The following is a 19,373-nucleotide window of genomic DNA, read 5'->3' on the forward strand; positions in this document are numbered from 1 at the left end:
AGGTTAGGCTAACTTTCATTACCTGGAAGGGACGCTGAGTCTTCGATGATGGAACCGAGTGCTCGTCTCGTACTGCTTTCTCCCACACGCCTTGCCGACGTACGCAGGCGGACCGGCGACTTCTCCGACCGGACCATCGTCGAGGCGTGCGCCATCGGCCTGTCGTACTGGGCCACGGGTCAGAGCCCCGACGGCATCGACCTCACCCCCGGCACGCTGTTCGCCGACGTGCTCGCGTGGGTCGACAACGGCGGGGACGCCCCCGGCGGTGGGGAGAGCGGCGCTTGGGAGGCCGGCAGGGACGGCTGGAGCATCGCCGTCCCGGCGGGCACCATGCAGACCGACGCGCAGCTCGCGCTCGACGACCTGGCCGACTTCCCGGACCGGCCCATCGGCACCATCGGCCCGTCCGGCGTGGCGGCGCGGATCGAGGCCCTGGCCGAGTGGAACGACACCGAGGCCGACCGGGTCCGCCCGACCATGGTGGAGATGTTCCGCGAGCAGGCGCGTACCAGGCCGGACGCCGTTGCCATCGTCGACGAGCACCGCTCCCTGACGTACCGTCAGGCAGCTGAGCTGTCCAGCCAGTTGGCGCACCACCTGATCGAGCGCGGACTCACCGCCGAACAGGTCGTCGGCATCTCGCTGGGCCGCTCCGCCGACATGGTGATCGGGCTGCTCGGTGTGCTCCAGGCCGGGTGCGCGTTCGTCCCGCTCGATCCGCAGTGGCCCGCCGCACGCCGGGCCGTCGTCATCGAGGACGCCCGGGTCGTGCTGCAGCTCAACGACTCCGGCGAGCAGGCCCCGGGCGAACCCGACGCCGTGCCCGTCGACCTCGGTGACTGGAAGTTCGGCGCCTATCCCACCGACGGGACCGGGATCGCCGTCCAAGGCGACGCCCTGGCGTACGTGATCTTCACGTCCGGTTCGACCGGGCGGCCCAAGGGCGCGATGATCCGTCACGAAGCCATCAGCGAGCGCCTGTTGTGGCAGGTCGACGAGATCCTCGGCTTCGGCCACGACGACGCGTCGCTGTTCAAGGCGCCGCTGTCCTTCGACATCTCCATCAACGAGATCTTCCTGCCGCTGGTCAGCGGCGGCCGGCTGGTGGTCCTGCGGCCGGGCGGCGAACGCGACCCGCACCACCTGCTCGGCGTCATCGCCGAACACCGCGTCACCTTCACCTACTTGGTGTCGTCCATGCTCGACGTACTCCTTGAGATCGCCGGCGACTCCGGAGACCTGGACAGCCTGCGGCACGTGTGGTGCGGCGGCGAGGTGCTGACCCCGGAGCTGTACGAGCGGTTCCGCACCCGGCTCGACATCCCCATGTACCACGGCTACGGCCCGGCCGAGACGACGATCGGCGTCTCGCACGTCATCTACCGGGGCGAGGCGGAACGCCTGTCGACGTCCATCGGCAAGGCCAACCCCAACACCCAGTTGTACGTGCTGGACGACGAACTGCGCCCGGTCCCGGTCGGAGTCGGCGGCGAACTGTACGTGGGCGGGTTCCTCCTGGGACGCGGCTACGTCAACGCGCCCGGCCTGACGGCCTCCCGGTTCGTCGCGAACCCCTTCGCCGCGGACGGGTCCCGGCTGTACCGGACCGGTGACCTCGCGAGGTTCGCCCCGGACGGTTCGCTGGACTTCCTCGGCCGGGCCGACAACCAGATCAAGATCCGCGGTATGCGGCTGGAGATCGAGGACGTCGAGGTCGGTCTCGCCGAACACCCCGGCGTACGGCACACCTGCGTCGTCGCGAAGAAGAACGCGGCGGGCGGCACCTACCTCGTGGGGTACGTGATCCCGGCCGCCGGGAGCGAGACCCTGCGCGCGGACGAGGTCAAGGCGTGGGCCACCGAGCACATGGTCGAGTACATGGTGCCCGCCCATGTCGTCGTGATGAAGGAGTTCCTGCTCACCGCGAACGGCAAGCTCGACCGGAACGCGTTGCCCGAACCCGCCGTCGGGACGGGCTCGATCGTCCCGCCCACCACCGAGAACGAGCGCGCGGTGTGCGCGGCGATCGCGGCGCTGCTGCAGCTGGACGAGGTCGGGGTCGACCAGGACTTCTTCCAGCTCGGCGGCGACAGCATCCTGGCGATCTCGCTGCTCAGCGCGCTGCGCGACGCCGGTCTCTACGTCACGACACGGCAGATCTTCACCCACACCCTGGTGGGGGCACTGGCGGCGGTGGCGAGCCGTGAGGACGTCTCCACCGTGGACCACGGGGATGTCGCGACCGGTGCAGTCGTGGGATCGCCCATCGTGCAGTGGCTCGGCGAGACCACGGACGCGATCGACGGCTTCGTCCAGTCGGTGGTGCTGAACACCCCGGCGGACCTGACCGGCGACGCTCTCGACGAGATCCTCGCCGCCGTGGTCGGCCGGCACGACATGCTGCGCGCCGTGCTGGTGCACGGCGAGCGCTGGAGCTTCGAGATACCGGAGGCGGGCCAGGCCGCCCCGGGATGGCAGGAGAGCGACCGGCCGCTCGACGAGTGCGTCTCCCTCGCCACCGACGGACTGGACCCGGCGAACGGCGCGATGCTGCGTGCCGTCTGGCGCCGCGAGGCCCGCCAACTCGTCCTGGTCGCCCACCACGTGGTGATCGACGGTGTGTCCTGGCGTGTCCTGATGGAGGACCTGGCCACGGCATGGCGGCAGTTCTCCTCGGGCACGCCGATCGACCTGCCCCCGGTGGGTACGTCCTTCCGGCGCTGGACGCAGCTGCTGGACCGCGCCGCCTTCGACGCGGACAGCGCCTACTTCCGGCGCCCCCTGCCGGGAGCGGACGAACCGGTGGGCAGGCGCGCGCTGTCCGAGGCCGACACCGTCGCACGCGAGCGGCTCCGGACCGTCTCGGTCGGCCCCGAGGTCACGGCCGCGCTGCTGGGCGAGATCCCCGCGAAATTCCACGCGGGCGTCAACGACGTACTGCTGACCGCACTCGCCGTCGCCCTCGCCCGCCGTCGCCGCGACCTCGGGCAGGACCAGACGTTCGCGCACATCGAACTCGAAGGCCACGGCCGCGAAGGACAGTTCGTGGCAGGCAGCGCCGGCTTCGAACCCGAACTGTCCCGGACCGTGGGCTGGTTCACCACGCTGTTCCCGGTGACCGTGGACCCCGGCGCGGCGAGCGACCTCACCGCACCCGAGTACCTGGCCGCCGCACTCAAGGCGGTCAAGGAGGACCTCGCCCGGGTGCCGGACAACGGCGTCTCCTACGGCGCCCTGCGCTACCTGGCCCAGAGCGAGTTCGACGCGCCCGCACCCCAGGTGCTGTTCAACTACCTGGGCCGCTTCGACGCGGGCTCCTCCGGCGACTGGCAACTCGCGGGCACCACGGGCCAGTTGGGCGAGAAGCGCGACCCGAGGATGCGCCTGCCGCGCGCCCTGGAGTTCAACGCGATCGCCGAACCCGCCGCCTCGACCGGCGAGTACGAACTGGGCACCACCATCTCCTGGCCCGACGGGATGTTCACCGACGAGGACATCACGACGCTCGGCGAGTACTTCCGGCTGGCCCTGGCTGGACTGGCCGCGCTCGACCAGGGCGGCCACACGCCCAGCGACTTCCCCCTGGTGCCTCTGACACAGGCCGACGTCGACGCCCTGGACGGCCCGGAGCTGCGGGACATCCTGCCGTTGACCCCGCTGCAGGAGGGCCTGTACTTCCACTCGGTCTTCGACGACGACTCCGCGGGCAGCTATGTCGAGCAGCAACTGCTCACGCTGGACGGCGAGGTGGACGCCGACCGGCTCGCCGCGGCGGCCACCCGCCTGCTCGCGCTGTACCCGAACCTGGCCGCACGGTTCGTGGCCCTCACCGACGGCCGCGTGGTCTCCGTACTGGACAGCGGTGTCGAGGCGCCCTTCACCACGCTGGACCGCCCCGGCATCACCGACGACGAGATACGCGACCACGCGGAACGCGACCGCCGCGCCGGGTTCGACCTGGCCACCGGACCGCTCATGCGGTACACGCTCGTCCGCGCGGGCTCCGGCCGCAGCGTCCTGGTGCAGACCGTGCACCACATCATCGCCGACGGCTGGTCGGTGCCGCCGATGCTCCGCGCGCTGCTGGCCGAGTACCACGCGCCGGGGACCGTGTACGCGATCGGCGGCTTCCCCGACTACGTGCGCTGGCTCGCCGGACGCGACGCCGACGAGAGCGACCGGGTCTGGCAGGAGGAGCTCGCCGAGCTGCCCGGCCCCTCCCTCGTCGCCGAGGGACACACCCCCTCCGACCGGTTCGACGACACCGCGGTGGAGCCGACGGACGACATCGACGCGGCCGTCCGGTCCGCCGGGGTGCCGCTGAGCGCGGCCGTGCACAGCGCCTGGGCTGTGACGTTGGGCGGCATCCTGCACGGCAAGGACGTCGTGTTCGGCTCCACGGTGTCCGGGCGCGACGCTGAGGTGCCCGGCATCGAGAACATGGTGGGTCTGTTCATCAACACGATCCCCGTACGCGCCCGTTGGGCCGGAACCACCACGGCGCGCGACCTGCTCACCTCGGTACGGGAACACCAGAGCGCGGTGCTGCCCCACCAGCATGTCTCGCTGGCGAGGATCGGCCGCCAGGCCGGTGCCGGCTCCCTGTTCGACACCCTGGTGGTGTTCGACGTCGCGACCGACGTGGACGCGCTGCGCGGGCCCGACGACGACCTGGTCATCACCGACATCGTGAACGAGGGCGCCCCGCACTACCCGTTGACCCTGGTGGTGGAGCGCGCGCTCGACGGCCGCCCGCGCTTCAACCTGATCTACGACGGCGAACTGCTGCGGGAGGCGAGCGCCCAGGCGATCCTGCGTACGTTCACCCGGACCCTCACCGACCTGCTCACCCGGCCCGACGCCCTGGTCGAGGACCTGGCGCCCGAGGACGGCAGGCGTCCCGCGCGCATCACTCCGACCACCCTGGGCGGACTCTTCGACGCCGCCGCGCGCCGGGACCCGGCCGCCACCGCCGTCACCCAGTGCGGTCTCGACGGCGGCACCAGGTCACTGACATACGGCGAACTGTCGGACGCGAAGGACGAGTTGGCCTCGGTGCTGCGTGCGTCCGGGGTCGGCCCGGGCAAGCGCGTCGCCGTCGCCGTGCCGCGTTCTCTTGAGCAGGTCGTCGCCCTGGTCGCGATCGTCGGCGCGGGCGGTGCGTATGTGCCGCTGGACCTGGCGTACCCGGACGAACGGCTGGAGTACATCCTCGCCGACTCCGCTCCGCAGGTCGTTCTCGTGGACCGCGAGCAGCGGGAACGCTTCACCCAACTGCTGGCCCGGGCGGGCGTGCCGGCCCGCGTGCTCGTACAGGGGGACAAGTCACAGGGGGATCAGCAGGCGCAGGGAGATGGGCAGGCGCCGGGCCCCAACGAGCCCGTTCCGGCGGTCAGTTGGCGCGACCCCGCGTACGTGATCTACACGTCCGGATCGACCGGTCGACCCAAGGGGGTCGTCGTCCCGCACTCCAGTGTGGTGACGCTGCTCGCGAACACCCGGCCCGACATGGGCTTCGGTCCGTCCGACGTGTGGGTCCAGTTCCACTCCTTCTCCTTCGACTTCGCGGTCTGGGAGCTGTGGGGGGCGTTGGCCCATGGCGGTGAGCTCCTTGTCCCGGAGTACGGGCTGACCCGCTCCCCGGTCGACTTCCACCGGCTGGTCCGCGAGCGCGGAGTCACCGTGCTCAACCAGACTCCGTCGGCGTTCTACCAGTTCATCGAGGCCGACCGGCATGCCGGCGAGCCCGTCACCGCACTGCGCCGGATCATCTTCGGCGGCGAGGCGCTGGATCTCGGGCGGCTGCGCGGCTGGGTCGAGCGGCACGGCACCGGTTCGCCCGAGCTGGTCAACATGTACGGCATCACCGAGACCACCGTCCACGTCACCCACCGGGTGCTGACCGACGAGGACTTCGGCCTCGGCGACGACATCAGCCCCATCGGCGGTCCGATTCCCGGCCTCGCCACCTACCTGCTCGACGACCGGCTCCTGCCGGTGCCGCCGGGCCGGGTGGGTGCCATCTACGTGGCCGGCGACCAGGTGTCCCTCGGCTACCTCGGCAGGCCGGGGCTCACCGCGGGCCGGTTCGTGGCGAACCCGTTCGCCGACGACGGCTCCCGCATGTACCACACGGGCGACCTCGCCCGCCGTACGCTCGACGGCGAGCTGGAGTTCGCGGGCCGAGCCGACGACCAGGTCCAACTCAAGGGCTTCCGGATCGAGTTGGGCGAGGTCGAGTCCGCGATCAGGGAACTCGACGGCGTGGTCGACGTGGCCGTCACCGTGGCGGACAGCGGCGACCATCTCGTCGCGCACGTCGTGGGTTCGGTGCCCGGTGACCTCACCGGCCTCCTGTCCACGAAGTTGCCCGTGCACATGGTGCCGGGGCGGGTGCTGTCGGTCGACGCGCTGCCGTTGACGGTCAACGGCAAGCTGGACCGCAAGGCCTTGGCCGAGCGCGCGGGTGCGCCCCTCAGTGGCGCGGGGCCGCATCGATATGTGGCTCCGCCGCGGGGCGCGACCAGCCACGACGCACTCGCGGACAGCAACTCCACGCTCACCGAACTGGTCGGCATCTTCGCGGAGGCCCTGCCCGGCTCCGCCGCCGACGCCGTGGACGCCGACACCGACTTCTTCATGGCCGGAGGCGACAGCATCGTCGCCATCACCGTGATCAACCGGGCCAGGGCGCTGGGCCTGCCGATCGCGCCCCGGGACGTGTTCCTGTTCAGGACTCCGCGCGCGCTCGCCGAGCACGTGGGCACGCGCACACCGCAGGCCACGGCGACGGACCCGGCACCCGCCCGCCGCGAGGACGGCCCGCTGACGCCGACGCCGATCATCCTGCGCCAGCGCGAACTGGGCGGATCGCTCGCCCGGTTCGCCCAGGGGAGGACGCTCGTGGCCCCCGAGGGCACCGGTTTGGCCGATGTCGAGCGCGCCGCGAACGCCGTAGTGGCCGCGCACCCGGCCCTCCGCCTGCGGCTGCGTGCCGAGCACGGGGTGTGGGCGCTGCGCACCGAGCCCGCCCGCGAGGTCACCGTCGTGGAGTCGGACGCGACCGACACGAAGGCCGCGACGACCGCGGCGAACGAAGCCGCCGGTCGGCTCGATCCCGAGTCCGGGGACGTCATCGCGTTTACGTGGCTGGCGGCGAGCCGGACCCTGGTCGTCACCGTGCACCATCTCGCCGTCGACTCGGTGTCCTGGCTGATCCTCCTCGACGACCTGGCCGCCGCCCTGCGCGGGGCGCCCCTGGCACCGCCGACCACGTCCTACGCCGAGTACGCCGAAGCACTGACGCTGCAGGCCACCTCGGCGATCGACGACCTCGGGCACTGGGTCACCACGCTCCAGGCGCCCGAACTGCTCCCCGCGGTAGAGAGGTTGCGCGAGATCACGGTCGTACTCGCGCCAGACGTGAGCGACCGCGTGACCCGTACCGCGCCCGCCGCACTCGGCGTCGGTCTCACCGAGCTGCTGTGCGGCGCCCTGCGCACCGCGCTGACCCGCGTCCAGCCGTCACCCACCGACCTCGCGGTCGAGCTGGAGCGGCACGGCCGGGTCCCGGCCCTCGACCACCACGACTACACCCGTACGGTCGGCTGGTTCACCTCCATCGCGCCCGTGCGGCTCACGGCGCACACCGACCCCGTCGCGGCGGCGCGCGAGCTCGCCGAACGCCAGCCGGACGAGTGCGGACACGTCGCCTACGGCGGGCTCAGGTACCTCAACCCGCAGACGGCACCGCTTCTGACCGCCCGCCCGCAGGTGCTGTTCAACTACCTCGGCCGGGGCAGCGAGTCCCAGGCGCTGCACATCACCGGCGGCGATCAGGGCAGCGCGTACGCCGTCGAGGTCAACGCCTGGATCGACGAGGCATCCGGGAGCCTGCGCGCGGAGTTCGTCCTCGCCGAGGGCGTACCCGACGAGATCACCGAGCACTGGCTCGGCGCGCTGAAGGACATCGCGGACGCCTCCGTGACGGCCGAGCGCACGGCACCGGTCACTCCGCTCCAGCGGGGCCTGTTCTTCCAGGCCCAGATGGCGGGTTCGGCCGGACACTACGTCGCGCAGAGCTGGTTCACCTTCGACCGGCGGCTGGACACCGACGCGCTGGCCGAGGCGATGGCGTACGTGATCGGGCGCCACCCGGTCGTGGGCGCCGGCTTCTCCACCGACGACGACGGAAACCCGGTCCAGGTCCTCAGGGCGGGCCGACGGGTCGACGTACACACGGTCGAGCTGGCGACGGACGCCGAGGTCGACGCCCTGCGTGCCCGGGACCGGGACACGGGATTCGACCCGGGGGAGCCGCCGCTGATCCGGCTGACCGTGGTGCGGCTGCCCGACGGCCGCGACGGTCTGCTGCTGAGCTACCACCTGCTGCTGTGGGACGGCTGGTCCCGCGAGATCATGCTTCGGGACCTGTTCGACGCCTACCGGGCCGTCGTCGCGGGCGAGCCACTGGACGCGGCTCCGGCCACTCCGAGCTTCGAGGACTACGCCCGGGCGCTCGGCGCCAAGGACCCCGCCGTTTCGGAACGCTTCTGGGCGGAGCACCTGGCGGGCCTCGCGGGCCCGACGCTGCTCGCCGGACCGGCGCCGTCCCTCTCGGACGACCTGCCGCAAGCGCTCGTGCACCAGATGTCCGAGGAGCAGTCGGAACTGCTGCGGGAAGCGGCCAGGACGCACGGCGTCACGCTGAACTCGGTGCTGACCGGCGCGTTCGGCCTCCTGCTCGGCGCCCGTACGGGCCGCAGTGACGCCGTGTTCGGCGTGACCGTCTCCGGCCGGGAGGGCGAGGGGCTGTCCGACATCGTCGGCGTGCTGCTCAACACCGTGCCCATGTGGACTCGGGCACGGCCGGACGACACGGTCCGCCAGTACCTGTCGGCCGTGCAGACGGCCAGGGTCGAGGCGATGGAGCACGAGCACCTCGGCCTCGGCGAGATCCAGCGGGCCAGCGGGCACGACACCCTGTTCGACAACCTGTTCGTGCTCCAGAACTTCCTGGACATGGACGCGTTCGCCGAGATGAACGCCAGACACGGCATCACCTCGGTGAAGGCCGACGACTCCACCCACTATCCGTTCACCTGGGTCGTCACGCCCGGCGACCGGCTCACGGTCAAGCTGGAGCACCGCTACGGCGACACCGACAACGCCCGCCGTCTCCTCGACGACTACCTGAGCGCCCTCGAAGACCTGGCCCGGTCGACCGGACCGGTGGGTGCACTGCGGGGCTTGGGCGCGGAGCCCGAGCCGGGCGAACGTACCGACGTCGGCACGGACACCGTGGTCGACCGGTTCGACCGGGCGGCCGACCGCGACCCGGAGCGGGTGGCGCTCGTCGCCCATGGCTCGACCATGACCTTCGCCCAACTGCGGGACCGCAGCCGCGCGGTGGCGGGCGTGCTCGCCCAGCGGGGCATCGGCACGGAGACGAACGTGGGGCTCGCGATCCCGCGCTCCCTCGACTCGATCGTGGCGCTGTTCGCCGTGCTGCGCGTCGGCGCCGCGTACGTGCCGCTGGAACTGGACCACCCGGACGAGCGGATCGCCGCGATCGTCGAGGACGCCCGCCCGGACGTGATCCTCACCGTGAGCGCCGTCTCGCCCCGGCTGACCGGCGACCTGATCGAGCTGGACCGACCCCTGCCGGAGGCCGAGCCGTTCGTGACGTTCGCGCCGGACGACCCGGACCGGCTGCGGCACCCCGCGTACACGATCTACACCTCCGGTTCGACCGGGAAGCCCAAGGGCGTGGTGACCGAGTACGCCGGGCTCACCAACATGCTGATCAACCATCAGCGCCGCATCTTCGAGCCGGTGTTGGCGGAGCACGACCACCGGGTCTTCCGGATCGCGCACACCGTTTCGTTCGCCTTCGACATGTCGTGGGAGGAGCTGCTGTGGCTCGCCGACGGGCATGAAGTTCACATCTGCGACGAGGAGTTGCGCCGCGACGCGCCCCGACTGGTCGAGTACTGCCTCGAATTCGGGATCGACGTCATCAACGTGACCCCGACCTACGCACAACAGTTGGTCGCGGAAGGGCTGTTGGACAACCCGGACCGACGGCCGGCGCTGGTGCTGCTGGGCGGCGAGGCCGTCACCCCGACGCTGTGGCAGCGGCTCGCCGAGACCGAGGGAACCGTCGGCTACAACCTGTACGGGCCCACCGAGTACACGATCAACACCCTCGGCGTCGGCACCTTCGAGTGCCAGGACCCGGTCGTGGGCGTGGCGATCGACAACACCGACGTGTACGTACTGGACCCGTGGCTGCGCCCGCTTCCGGACGGGGTTCCCGGTGAGCTGTACGTGTCGGGCATCGGCATCGCGCGCGGCTATCTCGGGCAGCCCGCCCAGACCGCGCACCGCTTCGTCGCCTGCCCGTTCGGCGAACCCGGCGAGCGCATGTACCGCACCGGGGACCTGGTGGTCAGGCGGCCCGACGGCAACCTGATGTACCTGGGCCGCACCGACCAGCAGGTCAAGATCCGCGGACACCGGGTCGAACTGGGCGAGGTCGAGGCCCTGTTCGCGGCCCACCCGGCGGTGCGGTTCGTCGCCGCGGTCGCCCAGCCCGACCCACAGGTCGACGGGGCGTACCGGCTGGCCGCCTATCTCGTGCTCGACGGCTCCGACCTGGCGGCCGTCGCAGCCGAAGTGGGCACCGGGCTCCCGGACTTCCTGCGCCCGACGCACTACGCGGAGGTCGACAGCATCCCGCTGACGGTGAACGGGAAGGCTGACACCAAGGCGCTGCCGGAGGCCAAGCCGCTGGGCGCGCTGACCACGGCGGGGGAGCGCGGACCGGAGACCGAGACCGAGACCACGGTGTGCGAGTTCTTCGCCGAGGCACTGGACCTGGACGACGACGAGGTGAGCGCTGTGAGCGACTTCGTGTCCCTCGGAGGGCACTCCATGCTGGCGGTACGGCTGATCGGGATGCTCCGCCGGGAGTACGGTCCTGTGATCACCATCCGAGACCTGTTGACCCTGCGAACCCCGGAAGCGATTGCCCACCATCTCGATGACAACTCCTGACACGCAGCGGCCCCGACCGGGGTCCGACATCCTCCGTACCGCTCTGCGCCGCAACATCGGCGCCATGGTCTGGGGCACCGTCCTCATGGGCCTTTACCAGGCGGGTGAGACGGCCTTTCCCATCGCGCTCGGCCTGATCGTCGAACACACGATGCAGGGCGACCGGACCCTGGGCGCGCTCGGCCTGTCGATCGGCGCGCTGGCCGTGATCATCACGACCGTGTCGCTGTCGTGGCGGTTCGGGATGCGCGTCCTGCAGAAGGCCAACACGACCGAGGCACACCGCTGGCGGGTGCGGGTCGCGGCCTGCGGACTCCAGCCGGTGGCCAGGGACGTCGACCTCAAGTCCGGCGAGATCCTGACCATCGCCACCGAGGATGCCGACCAGACCGCCGACATCATCGAGGTGGTCCCGCTGCTGATCAGCTCGCTGGTCGCGGTGGTGGTCGCGGCGGTCGCGCTGGGCCTGGCCGACATCCGGCTCGGTCTGCTGGTGATCGTGGGAACCGTCGCGATCCTGTCCGTCCTGAGCGTGATGTCCAAGCGGATCGGCGCCAGCACCCAGGAACAGCAGGCCCGGGTCGCACGGGCCGGGGCGAAGGTCGCCGACCTGATCATCGGCCTCCGCCCGCTGCACGGCTTCGGCGGCAACCACGCGGCGTTCCGCTCCTACCGGAAGGTCAGCACGGAGGCCAAGCACCAGGCGATCACCGTCGCCAAGGTGAACGGCGTCTACGCGGGCACCGCGCTGGCCCTCAACGCGGTCCTCGCCGCCGCCGTGACCCTCACGGCCGGCTGGCTCGCGTTCGGCGGCGAGATCACCATCGGTGAACTCGTCATGGCCGTGGGCCTGGCGCAGTTCATCATGGAACCCCTCAAACTGTTCTCGGAGATGCCGAAGTACGTGATGATCGCGCGCGCGTCCGCCGAGCGGATGGCGCTGGTCCTGACCGCGCCGCCGGTGACGACGCCGGGCCCGGAGCGCCCGTCCGAGGGCGGAGCCCTGGAGATCGACTGTGTCCGGTACGGGACCCTGCGCGACGTGAAGTTCCAGGTGCCGGCCGGCGAGTTCGTGGCGATCGCCGTCTACCAGCCCCGCTCGGCGGCCGACCTCGCGTCGGTCCTGGCCGTGAACGTCCCGCCCGAGGCGTACGAGGGAGCCGTGCGGGTCGGCGGGCAGGAGCTCGCGGACCTGTCGGTCGAGGCGGTGCGCGAGCACATGCTGGTGAACCCCTACGACGGGGAGATCTTCGCGGGCACCCTCCGCACGAACATCGACCCGTCCGGCACCAGCCGGACCGTCCCCGAGGCCGTCGAGGCGTCCCTGCTGACCGATGTCGTCGCCCTACACCGCGAAGGCCTCGACCACGGCGTCCGCGACCGCGGCGCGAACCTCTCAGGAGGACAGCGCCAACGCCTGTCCCTGGCCCGCGCGTTGGCCGCCGACACCGACGTCCTCGTCCTGCACGACCCGACGACGGCCGTCGACGCGGTCACCGAACAACTCATCGCCCGCAACATCGCGAAACTCCGCCGAGGCCGCACCACCGTCGTCCTCACCAGCAGCCCGGCCCTCCTCGACGCCGCCGACCGAGTCCTGGTCCTGGACGACGGCGTAATCACAGCAGAAGACACCCACCGCAACCTCCTCGCCAAGGACGAGACCTACTGCTCGGCGGTGGCCCGGTAACTTCCTGACAGGCCTGCGGCTTTCTAGGGGCGCGGGGAACGGCGCAGTCTTTTGCCTTTAGGGGCGCGGGGAACGGCGCGGTCTTTGAGGGACGCGGGGAACGGCGCGGTCTTTTAGGGGCGCGAGGAACTGCGCGGCCAGCCCCCGCCGACCCCGCAGAAAATCACGGCGCTCACCGCGGAGCGTCAAGCGCCCAGGCCACATCCCTCAACAGGGCATGTCGCCAGCCGGCCCGATCGTGCCCCGCGGGCGATCGCGAAACCCGTACGGTCGCCCCGGCTTCAGAGGCCAACGCCTCAACCACCTCACAGTGCGGCAACATCCGCCCCTCGTGCTCCCCCACATCGAACGCAACCCGCAGCCCAGTCAGTTCGGCCCCCCGGTCCCGCAACCGCGCCGCGATGGCCCCACCGAGCGGCCCGCCGAACGGATCCGCCAGACCCATCGCGTCGGGCGTCCACCAGAACGACCCGGACTGACAGGCGACGCGCGACACCAACTCCGGGAACTCCAGCGCCGCGTACACCGCGCTGAGCCCGCCGAGGCTCTGCCCGGCGACCACCAGCCGATCCGGGTCGGAGGGGACGTCGGACTCCGCCACCAGCGGCAGCAGTTCGTCCCGGACCGCCTCCCAGAGCTCGCGCCCGCACGCGAACTCGGCCGCCCTGTCCTTGCTCGGAAGGAAGACGAGGGTGACGGGGGGCATCTCACCACTGGCGACGGCCGAGTCGAACGCGGTCATGGCCGGGTGAAGGTAGAGCCAGTCGTCCCCGTCGAGCAGCAGGACCACCGGTCCGCCGCCGCCCACCGGATGGATCCGTACGGTACGCCGCCCGCCGAGCCGTTCACTGGTCCAACGGAGCCGGGTGAGCGGGAGGGGCAGTACGACATCGGCGCCGATGACGGGCCAGTGCGGCTGGGCCGGGGCGTCCGGGGTCGCGGCGATGGACCGGTCACCGCCCGCACCGACCGGGTTGAACGGGTCGGCGTACGCCTCGTCGCCCGAGAGGAACCGGTAGGTCACCCGCAGCCGCGCGGGCATGGGCACCTCGGCGTACCAGCAGTCCGTGTCGCCCCACTGGCGCAGGGGTACGGGCTCCGACCAGCTCTCGAACTCGATGCTCGCCGGAGAGCCGCGCCACAGGAACAGGGTCACCCAACTGCCGTTGTCGTCAGGGACCGACGCGGGTGAACCCGCCGCCGCCCAGAACTCGTCGGAGCCGGGTTCGCCGGGCAGTCCGTACGCGACGAAGGCGCTCTCCCTGTCGGCCGCGAGGCCGGGAACGGCATCGGTCACGGCCGGACCCCTTCGATCGCCAGGCGCATGCAGGTCTCCTTGTGAGAGGGAAGGGGAGAAGGATAAGCTCGCTTCTAATTAGGCGAGCCTAACCTAATCATGGCATTCCTCTCCATCCCTGATTCCACCCCGGCTCCCTCCCCGATGCGCTTCCTGAAAGGGCCACCGAACATGAGCACCAACCCTTTCGACGACACCGAAGGCCGCTTCCTGGTCCTGGTGAACGACGAGGGCCAGCACTCGCTCTGGCCGTCCTTCGCCGAGGTGCCCGGGGGTTGGACGGTCGCCTTCGACGAGAACACCCGAGAGGCGTGCCTGGACTACATCGAGGCGCACTGGACCGATCTGCGCCCCCGGTCCCTCGCGACGTCCAGGGACGCGTGACCCTGCCGACCACTCCGGGGGGACACCGCTGATGCTCTGCGCCAGACTGACGAACGCCCGCTTCCTCACCATGGATCCGGACCACCCCGTCGCTCATGACCTGGGCATCTGGCGGGGCCGGATCGTGGGCCTGGACGAAGCCGTGACCTCCCTGCCGGCCCGTGAGGTGATCGACCTTCAGGGTGCCACCGTGCTGCCCGGGTTCATCGACAGTCATGTGCACCTGGCCTGGACCGGCTTCAAGGCGGGGACACCGAGCGTCGCCCCGTGCTCCTCGGTCGAGGACGTGCTCGCCGCCGTGGCGGAGGCGGTGGCTCGTACGCCGGAAGGGGGCTGGGCGGATCTCGCGGGGTACGACCAGCGTGGCCTCGGGCGCCATCTGACCGCCGCCGAGCTGGACAAGGTCAGCGCCGGGCGAAAAGTCTTCATGATGCACGACTCCGGACACGGCTGCATGGTCAACACGGCCGTCCTGGACCTGCTGCCCGCCGAACTCCCGCATGAGGAAGGCTTCCTGGCAGAGGGTGCCATGGGAGCGGCGCGGGCGCTTCGACTGCCGTTCTCCCAGCAGGAGTTGGCCGACGCGATCGGGCTGGCCGCCCGGACCTGTCTGGCGGAAGGGGTGACGGCCTGCGCGGAGGCGGGTATCGGCGGCGTGCTGTTCGGTCACAGCCCGGTCGAGCTCGGCGCCTATCAACTCGCCCAGGAACAGGGCAAGTTGCCGCTCCGGGTGCAGCTCATGGTGTCCGCGGACCGGCTGCGCCCCGTCACCGCGCACGCCGACGACGGCATTCCCCGCGCCCTCGACCTCGGGCTGCGTACCGGGTTCGGCGACGACCGGCTCTCCGTGGGCGCGCTGAAGATCTACACCGACGGCGGCATGATGGCCCGTACGGCCGCGCTGACCGCCCCGTACCAAGGACTCGACCACACGGGCCAGTTGCAGGACGACCCCGAGACCCTCGCCGACACGATCGTCGACGGCCATCTCGCGGGCTGGCAGCTCGCCGTGCACGCCATCGGCGACCGGGCGGCCGATGTCGCCCTGGACGCCCTGGAGCGGGCACAGCGGATCCGGCCGCGACCCGGCGCCCGGCACCGCATCGAGCACGCGGGCCTGATCCGGCCCGACCAGCTGGAGCGCTTCGCGCGGCTGGGCGTGACGGCCGTGATCCAGCCGAACTTCCTGCGCTACTTCGGCGACGACTACGCGGCGATCATGGGGGAGGAGCGGGCGCCCTGGCTGTACCGGGGGAGGGGCTTCCTGGAGCACGGGATCACGCTCGTGGGCAGCTCCGACCGGCCGGTCGCGGACGGATCGCCGCTCAGGGCCGTGCAGTTCATGGTCGAGCGCGCGTCCACGTCGGGTCAGGTCATCGGTCCGGACGAGGGCATCACGGTCGACGAGGCCCTGCGCGCGTACACCGTGGCCGGCGCCTTCGCCTGCCACTGGGAGGACAGCGCGGGGAGCCTGACCCCGGGGAAACGCGCCGACCTGGTCGTCCTGGGCGACGACCCGAGGAGCGTCGACGTCTCGGGCATCGGCGACATCGAGGTGGTCGCGACGTTCGTCGACGGCCGTGACACCGAGGAGGCCGCGTCGTGAGCACGCGGACGGACAACGACAACACCCGGTACGCCCACCTGTGGCAGGGGTCGCCCTACCCGCACCGGTGGGTCCTCTGGGACACCGCCGACGACATCCTGGTGTTCGACCGGGACGCCAACGGCCTGGTGGACATCGACGACGAGCGTGTCCGGCAGGAGGTCGTACGCAGGATGCGCGAGGCGGGCGTACCGGAGAGCGACGACTACCCGGGTCGCCCCTGCTCGTGAACGACCCGCGTCGGCGAAGGTGAGGGCGAGGGCAGACGCGAGGGCTAAGGCATCACATGCTCCGTGCCGCGGCATCACATGCTCTGTGCCGCCCTGCCGTGCAGGAGCTGGCGGATCAGCTGGTCGGTGGTGCACACGACGCTGGTGCGTCCGATCCACCGCAGCGCCATGGAGTGGTCCTCGGCGGAGAAGTCGGCCACCGCGTCGGCCACGACGAACGGCTGGATGTCGTTCATGAAGGCGTCCGCGGCCGTCAGCAATATGCCGAGATGTGCCCGCACCCCGCAGAGGATCAACTGGTCGCGCCCCTCGGAGCGCAGCAGCCGGCCCAGATGACTGCGGAGGAAGGCGTTGTGGCGGACGTTCACCAGCACGTGTTCTCCCACTCTGGGCGTGAGTTCCGTGACGATCGCCGCGTCGTCGCCGGGCTCCTGACCGATGCCGGGGCCCCAGATGTCGGTCATCAGCCCTCGCTGGCCCGGGCGTTGGGCGGCCGGCTCGGCGCTGAACACCACCGGCATGCCGAGCGTCCCCGCGAGCTCGCGCAGGGTGGCGCTGTTGTCGAGCAGCTCCACGACGGGCGAGCAGTCCGGCGGGAAGGCCTGGACGAAGTGGTTCTGCATGTCGTGGATCAACAGCGCGGCCCGTGCCGGATCGATCGTCCAGGGCGGGCCCGACGGGGGCACCGCGGAACGGTCGGGCATGGGATAGGAGTTGATGACCGGCAAGCCCATGGGCGGACTCCTCCCTGATGGCGTGTGCGCCGAGTCCGATTGAGGGAAGTTAGCTTAGCCTAAGCTAACTTGATGAGTGGTGGATCGTCAGGTGGCCGGTTCGGCCCAGTTACCAGGAGTTCGAGGAGCGAGGATCATGGCGAGCAGTACGTACCGGGACGCCTGGGGCATCCCGCATCTCCGTGCCTCCGATCCGCTGCGACTGGCCTTCGCCCAGGGGAGGAACGCGGCGCGCGACAGGGCCTGGCAGATCGAGACCGAAAGGCATCGCTCGCAGGGCACCACCGCCTCCTTCCTCGGGCCGTCCGCCGTCCCCTGGGACCGTTTCGTCCGCCGGGCCCGGCTCGACGACACGGCCCGGCGCTGCTTCGAGACGCTGGAGGAGGAGACGGCGGCCTGGGTGTCGGCGTACGTCGACGGCGTGAACGCCGGCCTTGAGCGGGGAGCCGCCGAAGCGCCGGAGTTCGCGGCCACGGGACTGACCCCGGGAACCTGGCAGAAGTGGACACCCCTCGGCGTCTGGCTCGCCCACCACATCCTCTTCGCCGGATTCCCGACCAAGCTGTGGCGCGAGGAGGTGGCACGCCGGCTCGGCGACGAGGCCCTCGAACTCTTCGCCGCGGACGGCCCCGCCACCTCGGGCTCCAACGGCTGGCTGGTCGCGGGCGACCGCACCGCGTCCGGGGCCGCGCTCATCGCCGGCGACCCCCACCGCTTCATCCAGGACCCGGGCTTCTACCAGCAGATCCACCTCTCGTGCCCGGAGTACGACGTCGTCGGCTTCGCCGTCCCCGGAGTGCCCGGCATCGCGCACTTCGGCCACACCGGGACCGTGGCATGGGCCATCACCAACGCCATGTCCGACTACCACGACCTCTACCGGGAGCGGCTGCGCACTTCGGACGACGGCATCGAGGCGCTGGGGCCCGAAGGCTGGCGGCCGGCCGCCCATCACCGGGAGACCATCGAGGTCGCGGGCGGCGACCCGGTCGAGATCGACGTGATCGAGACGGAGCGCGGGCCGGTCATCATCGACGGACCCGCCGAGGGGGCCGAGGGCGACTCGGGACCCACCGCGCTCTCCGAAGGCATCAGTCTCCGCTACCCGCCCCGCGTCACCGAGGACCTGGGGTTCGACGTGCTCCCGGCCCTCCTCCGGGCCCGAACGGTCGCGGACGTGGACCGGGCGCTCGACCGCTGGATCGAGCCGGTGAACGTCGTGCACGCAGCGGACACGTCCGGCGGGCTGCTGCACCGCGTTGCCGGATACGTGCCCGTACGCCATCGGGAGAACGGGCTGCGAATCGTGCCCGCCTGGCGGGGCGGGCGCGAGTGGCAGGGCCGCCACGACACACCTCGCGCCGAGGTGGACGGCATCGCGGTGATGGCCAACGAGCGTGGCCTCGCGGCGCCGTTGGGCACGGAGTTCGCCCCGCCGTACCGCGCCGACCGTATCCAGCACCTGCTGCGCGCGTCACGGCAGTGGGAGCCCCACGACATGGCCGCCATCCACATGGACACCCAACTCGCTTCCGCCGCGCCCCTGTTGGGGCGAGTGGCACGGCTCGACGGACTCGGCCCCGAGGCGGAGCGGCTGAGGGCTCGGCTGCTGGCCTGGAACCGGCACATGGACGCCGACAGCACCGCCGCCGCGGGCTACGCCCGGCTGCGCTCCGCGGTCGTACAACGGGTAGCGGCAGCCCCCGAGTTGAAGAGTCTCGCCGTGCCGCCCCTGCCGTATCCCGTGGTGTTCGAGCCATGGCTGAACCTGACCGCGAAGGTCGCCTCCGCGCTGGAGAACCTGCTGGCCACCGAGCTGCTCCCGGGGCTGGACAGCGAGGCGGTGGTCCGGGCGGCTCTGGAGGAGACGGCGCGCCTGGAGCCCGTCACCTGGGGCGAACTGCACCGGCTCGCCCCCTCCCGGATCCTCCCCGTCGCTGAGGGCGAGGAGTGGCCCGGCCTCGGCGGGGACCACGACTGCGTGCTGGCCACGTCGAGCACGCCAGGCCTGACGGATCTCAGCTCCCGAGGGCCGTCCGCCCGGTACGTCTGGGACCTCGCCCGCCGCGAGAACAGCCTCTGGACCGTGCCCCTGGGCGCACGCGGAATTCCCGGAGATCCGCACCGGCGGGACCAGCTTCCGCTGTGGCTGACCGGTCAACTCGCCCCTGTCGTCACCGATTTCGCGCTCCTCGTCGAAGAACCGGAGCACGGTTCCCGAAGTCTCGGAATGTGATCGTCCGTTCTTCATGCGGACGAATGAAAGGCGAAGCACCCTGGTTTTTCGCTCTCCCCGCTCGGACAGACCGGGGTCATGGTTCACGGGAATTGGGCGGAGACTTCAGATGTGTCCGGGATCGGCGACCCGGAA

The 19,373-nt window shown here is 71.1% G+C and carries 8 protein-coding genes; 6 read left to right on the forward strand and 2 right to left on the reverse strand.

The features are described from left to right. The first annotated feature begins 45 nt into the window (after positions 1 to 45). Positions 46 to 11,061, forward strand: a complete 11,016-nt coding sequence (locus AOK17_RS12785; protein WP_055612539.1) for a non-ribosomal peptide synthetase — start codon at positions 46 to 48, stop codon at positions 11,059 to 11,061. Beyond that, positions 11,048 to 12,751: an ABC transporter ATP-binding protein gene (locus AOK17_RS12790; protein ID WP_055612540.1), complete on the forward strand. Its 1,704-nt coding sequence runs from the start codon at positions 11,048 to 11,050 to the stop codon at positions 12,749 to 12,751. The genes AOK17_RS12785 and AOK17_RS12790 overlap by 14 nt, the downstream gene beginning before the upstream one ends. Positions 12,752 to 12,923: 172 nt before the next feature. Here AOK17_RS12790 and AOK17_RS12795 read toward each other — a convergent pair whose 3' ends face one another. After that, positions 12,924 to 14,048: an alpha/beta hydrolase-fold protein gene (locus AOK17_RS12795; protein ID WP_055612541.1), complete on the reverse strand. Its 1,125-nt coding sequence runs from the start codon at positions 14,046 to 14,048 to the stop codon at positions 12,924 to 12,926. Between the two features lie 171 nt (positions 14,049 to 14,219). On the opposite strand from AOK17_RS12795, the gene AOK17_RS12800 reads away from it, so the two are divergent. The 3 genes from AOK17_RS12800 to AOK17_RS12810 are packed head-to-tail and all read left to right on the forward strand — an operon-like array spanning position 14,220 to position 16,268. After that, positions 14,220 to 14,432, forward strand: coding sequence for an MbtH family protein (locus AOK17_RS12800; protein WP_055612542.1), 213 nt, complete (start codon positions 14,220 to 14,222; stop codon positions 14,430 to 14,432). A 31-nt stretch (positions 14,433 to 14,463) separates the two neighbouring features. Next, positions 14,464 to 16,038 (forward strand): amidohydrolase, encoded by a 1,575-nt coding sequence (locus AOK17_RS12805; RefSeq protein ID WP_055612543.1) that lies wholly within the window; start codon positions 14,464 to 14,466, stop codon positions 16,036 to 16,038. Further along, complete coding sequence (locus tag AOK17_RS12810; protein WP_055612544.1) at positions 16,035 to 16,268, forward strand: hypothetical protein; 234 nt, start codon at positions 16,035 to 16,037, stop codon at positions 16,266 to 16,268. Before AOK17_RS12805 ends, AOK17_RS12810 begins: the two co-directional genes overlap by 4 nt. 74 nt (positions 16,269 to 16,342) lie before the next feature. On the opposite strand, the gene AOK17_RS12815 is transcribed toward AOK17_RS12810, so the two are convergent. Then, positions 16,343 to 17,002 (reverse strand): isochorismatase family protein, encoded by a 660-nt coding sequence (locus tag AOK17_RS12815; RefSeq protein ID WP_055612545.1) that lies wholly within the window; start codon positions 17,000 to 17,002, stop codon positions 16,343 to 16,345. Positions 17,003 to 17,138: 136 nt separating this feature from the next. Between AOK17_RS12815 and AOK17_RS12820 the strand changes: the two genes are divergently transcribed. After that, the gene (locus AOK17_RS12820) at positions 17,139 to 19,238 is read left to right on the forward strand and encodes a penicillin acylase family protein (RefSeq protein ID WP_055612546.1); all 2,100 of its coding nucleotides are present in this window, start codon (positions 17,139 to 17,141) and stop codon (positions 19,236 to 19,238) included. Positions 19,239 to 19,373: the final 135 nt, after the last annotated feature.

The organism is Streptomyces phaeochromogenes, from assembly GCF_001418655.1.
Lineage (GTDB): Bacteria > Actinomycetota > Actinomycetes > Streptomycetales > Streptomycetaceae > Streptomyces > Streptomyces phaeochromogenes.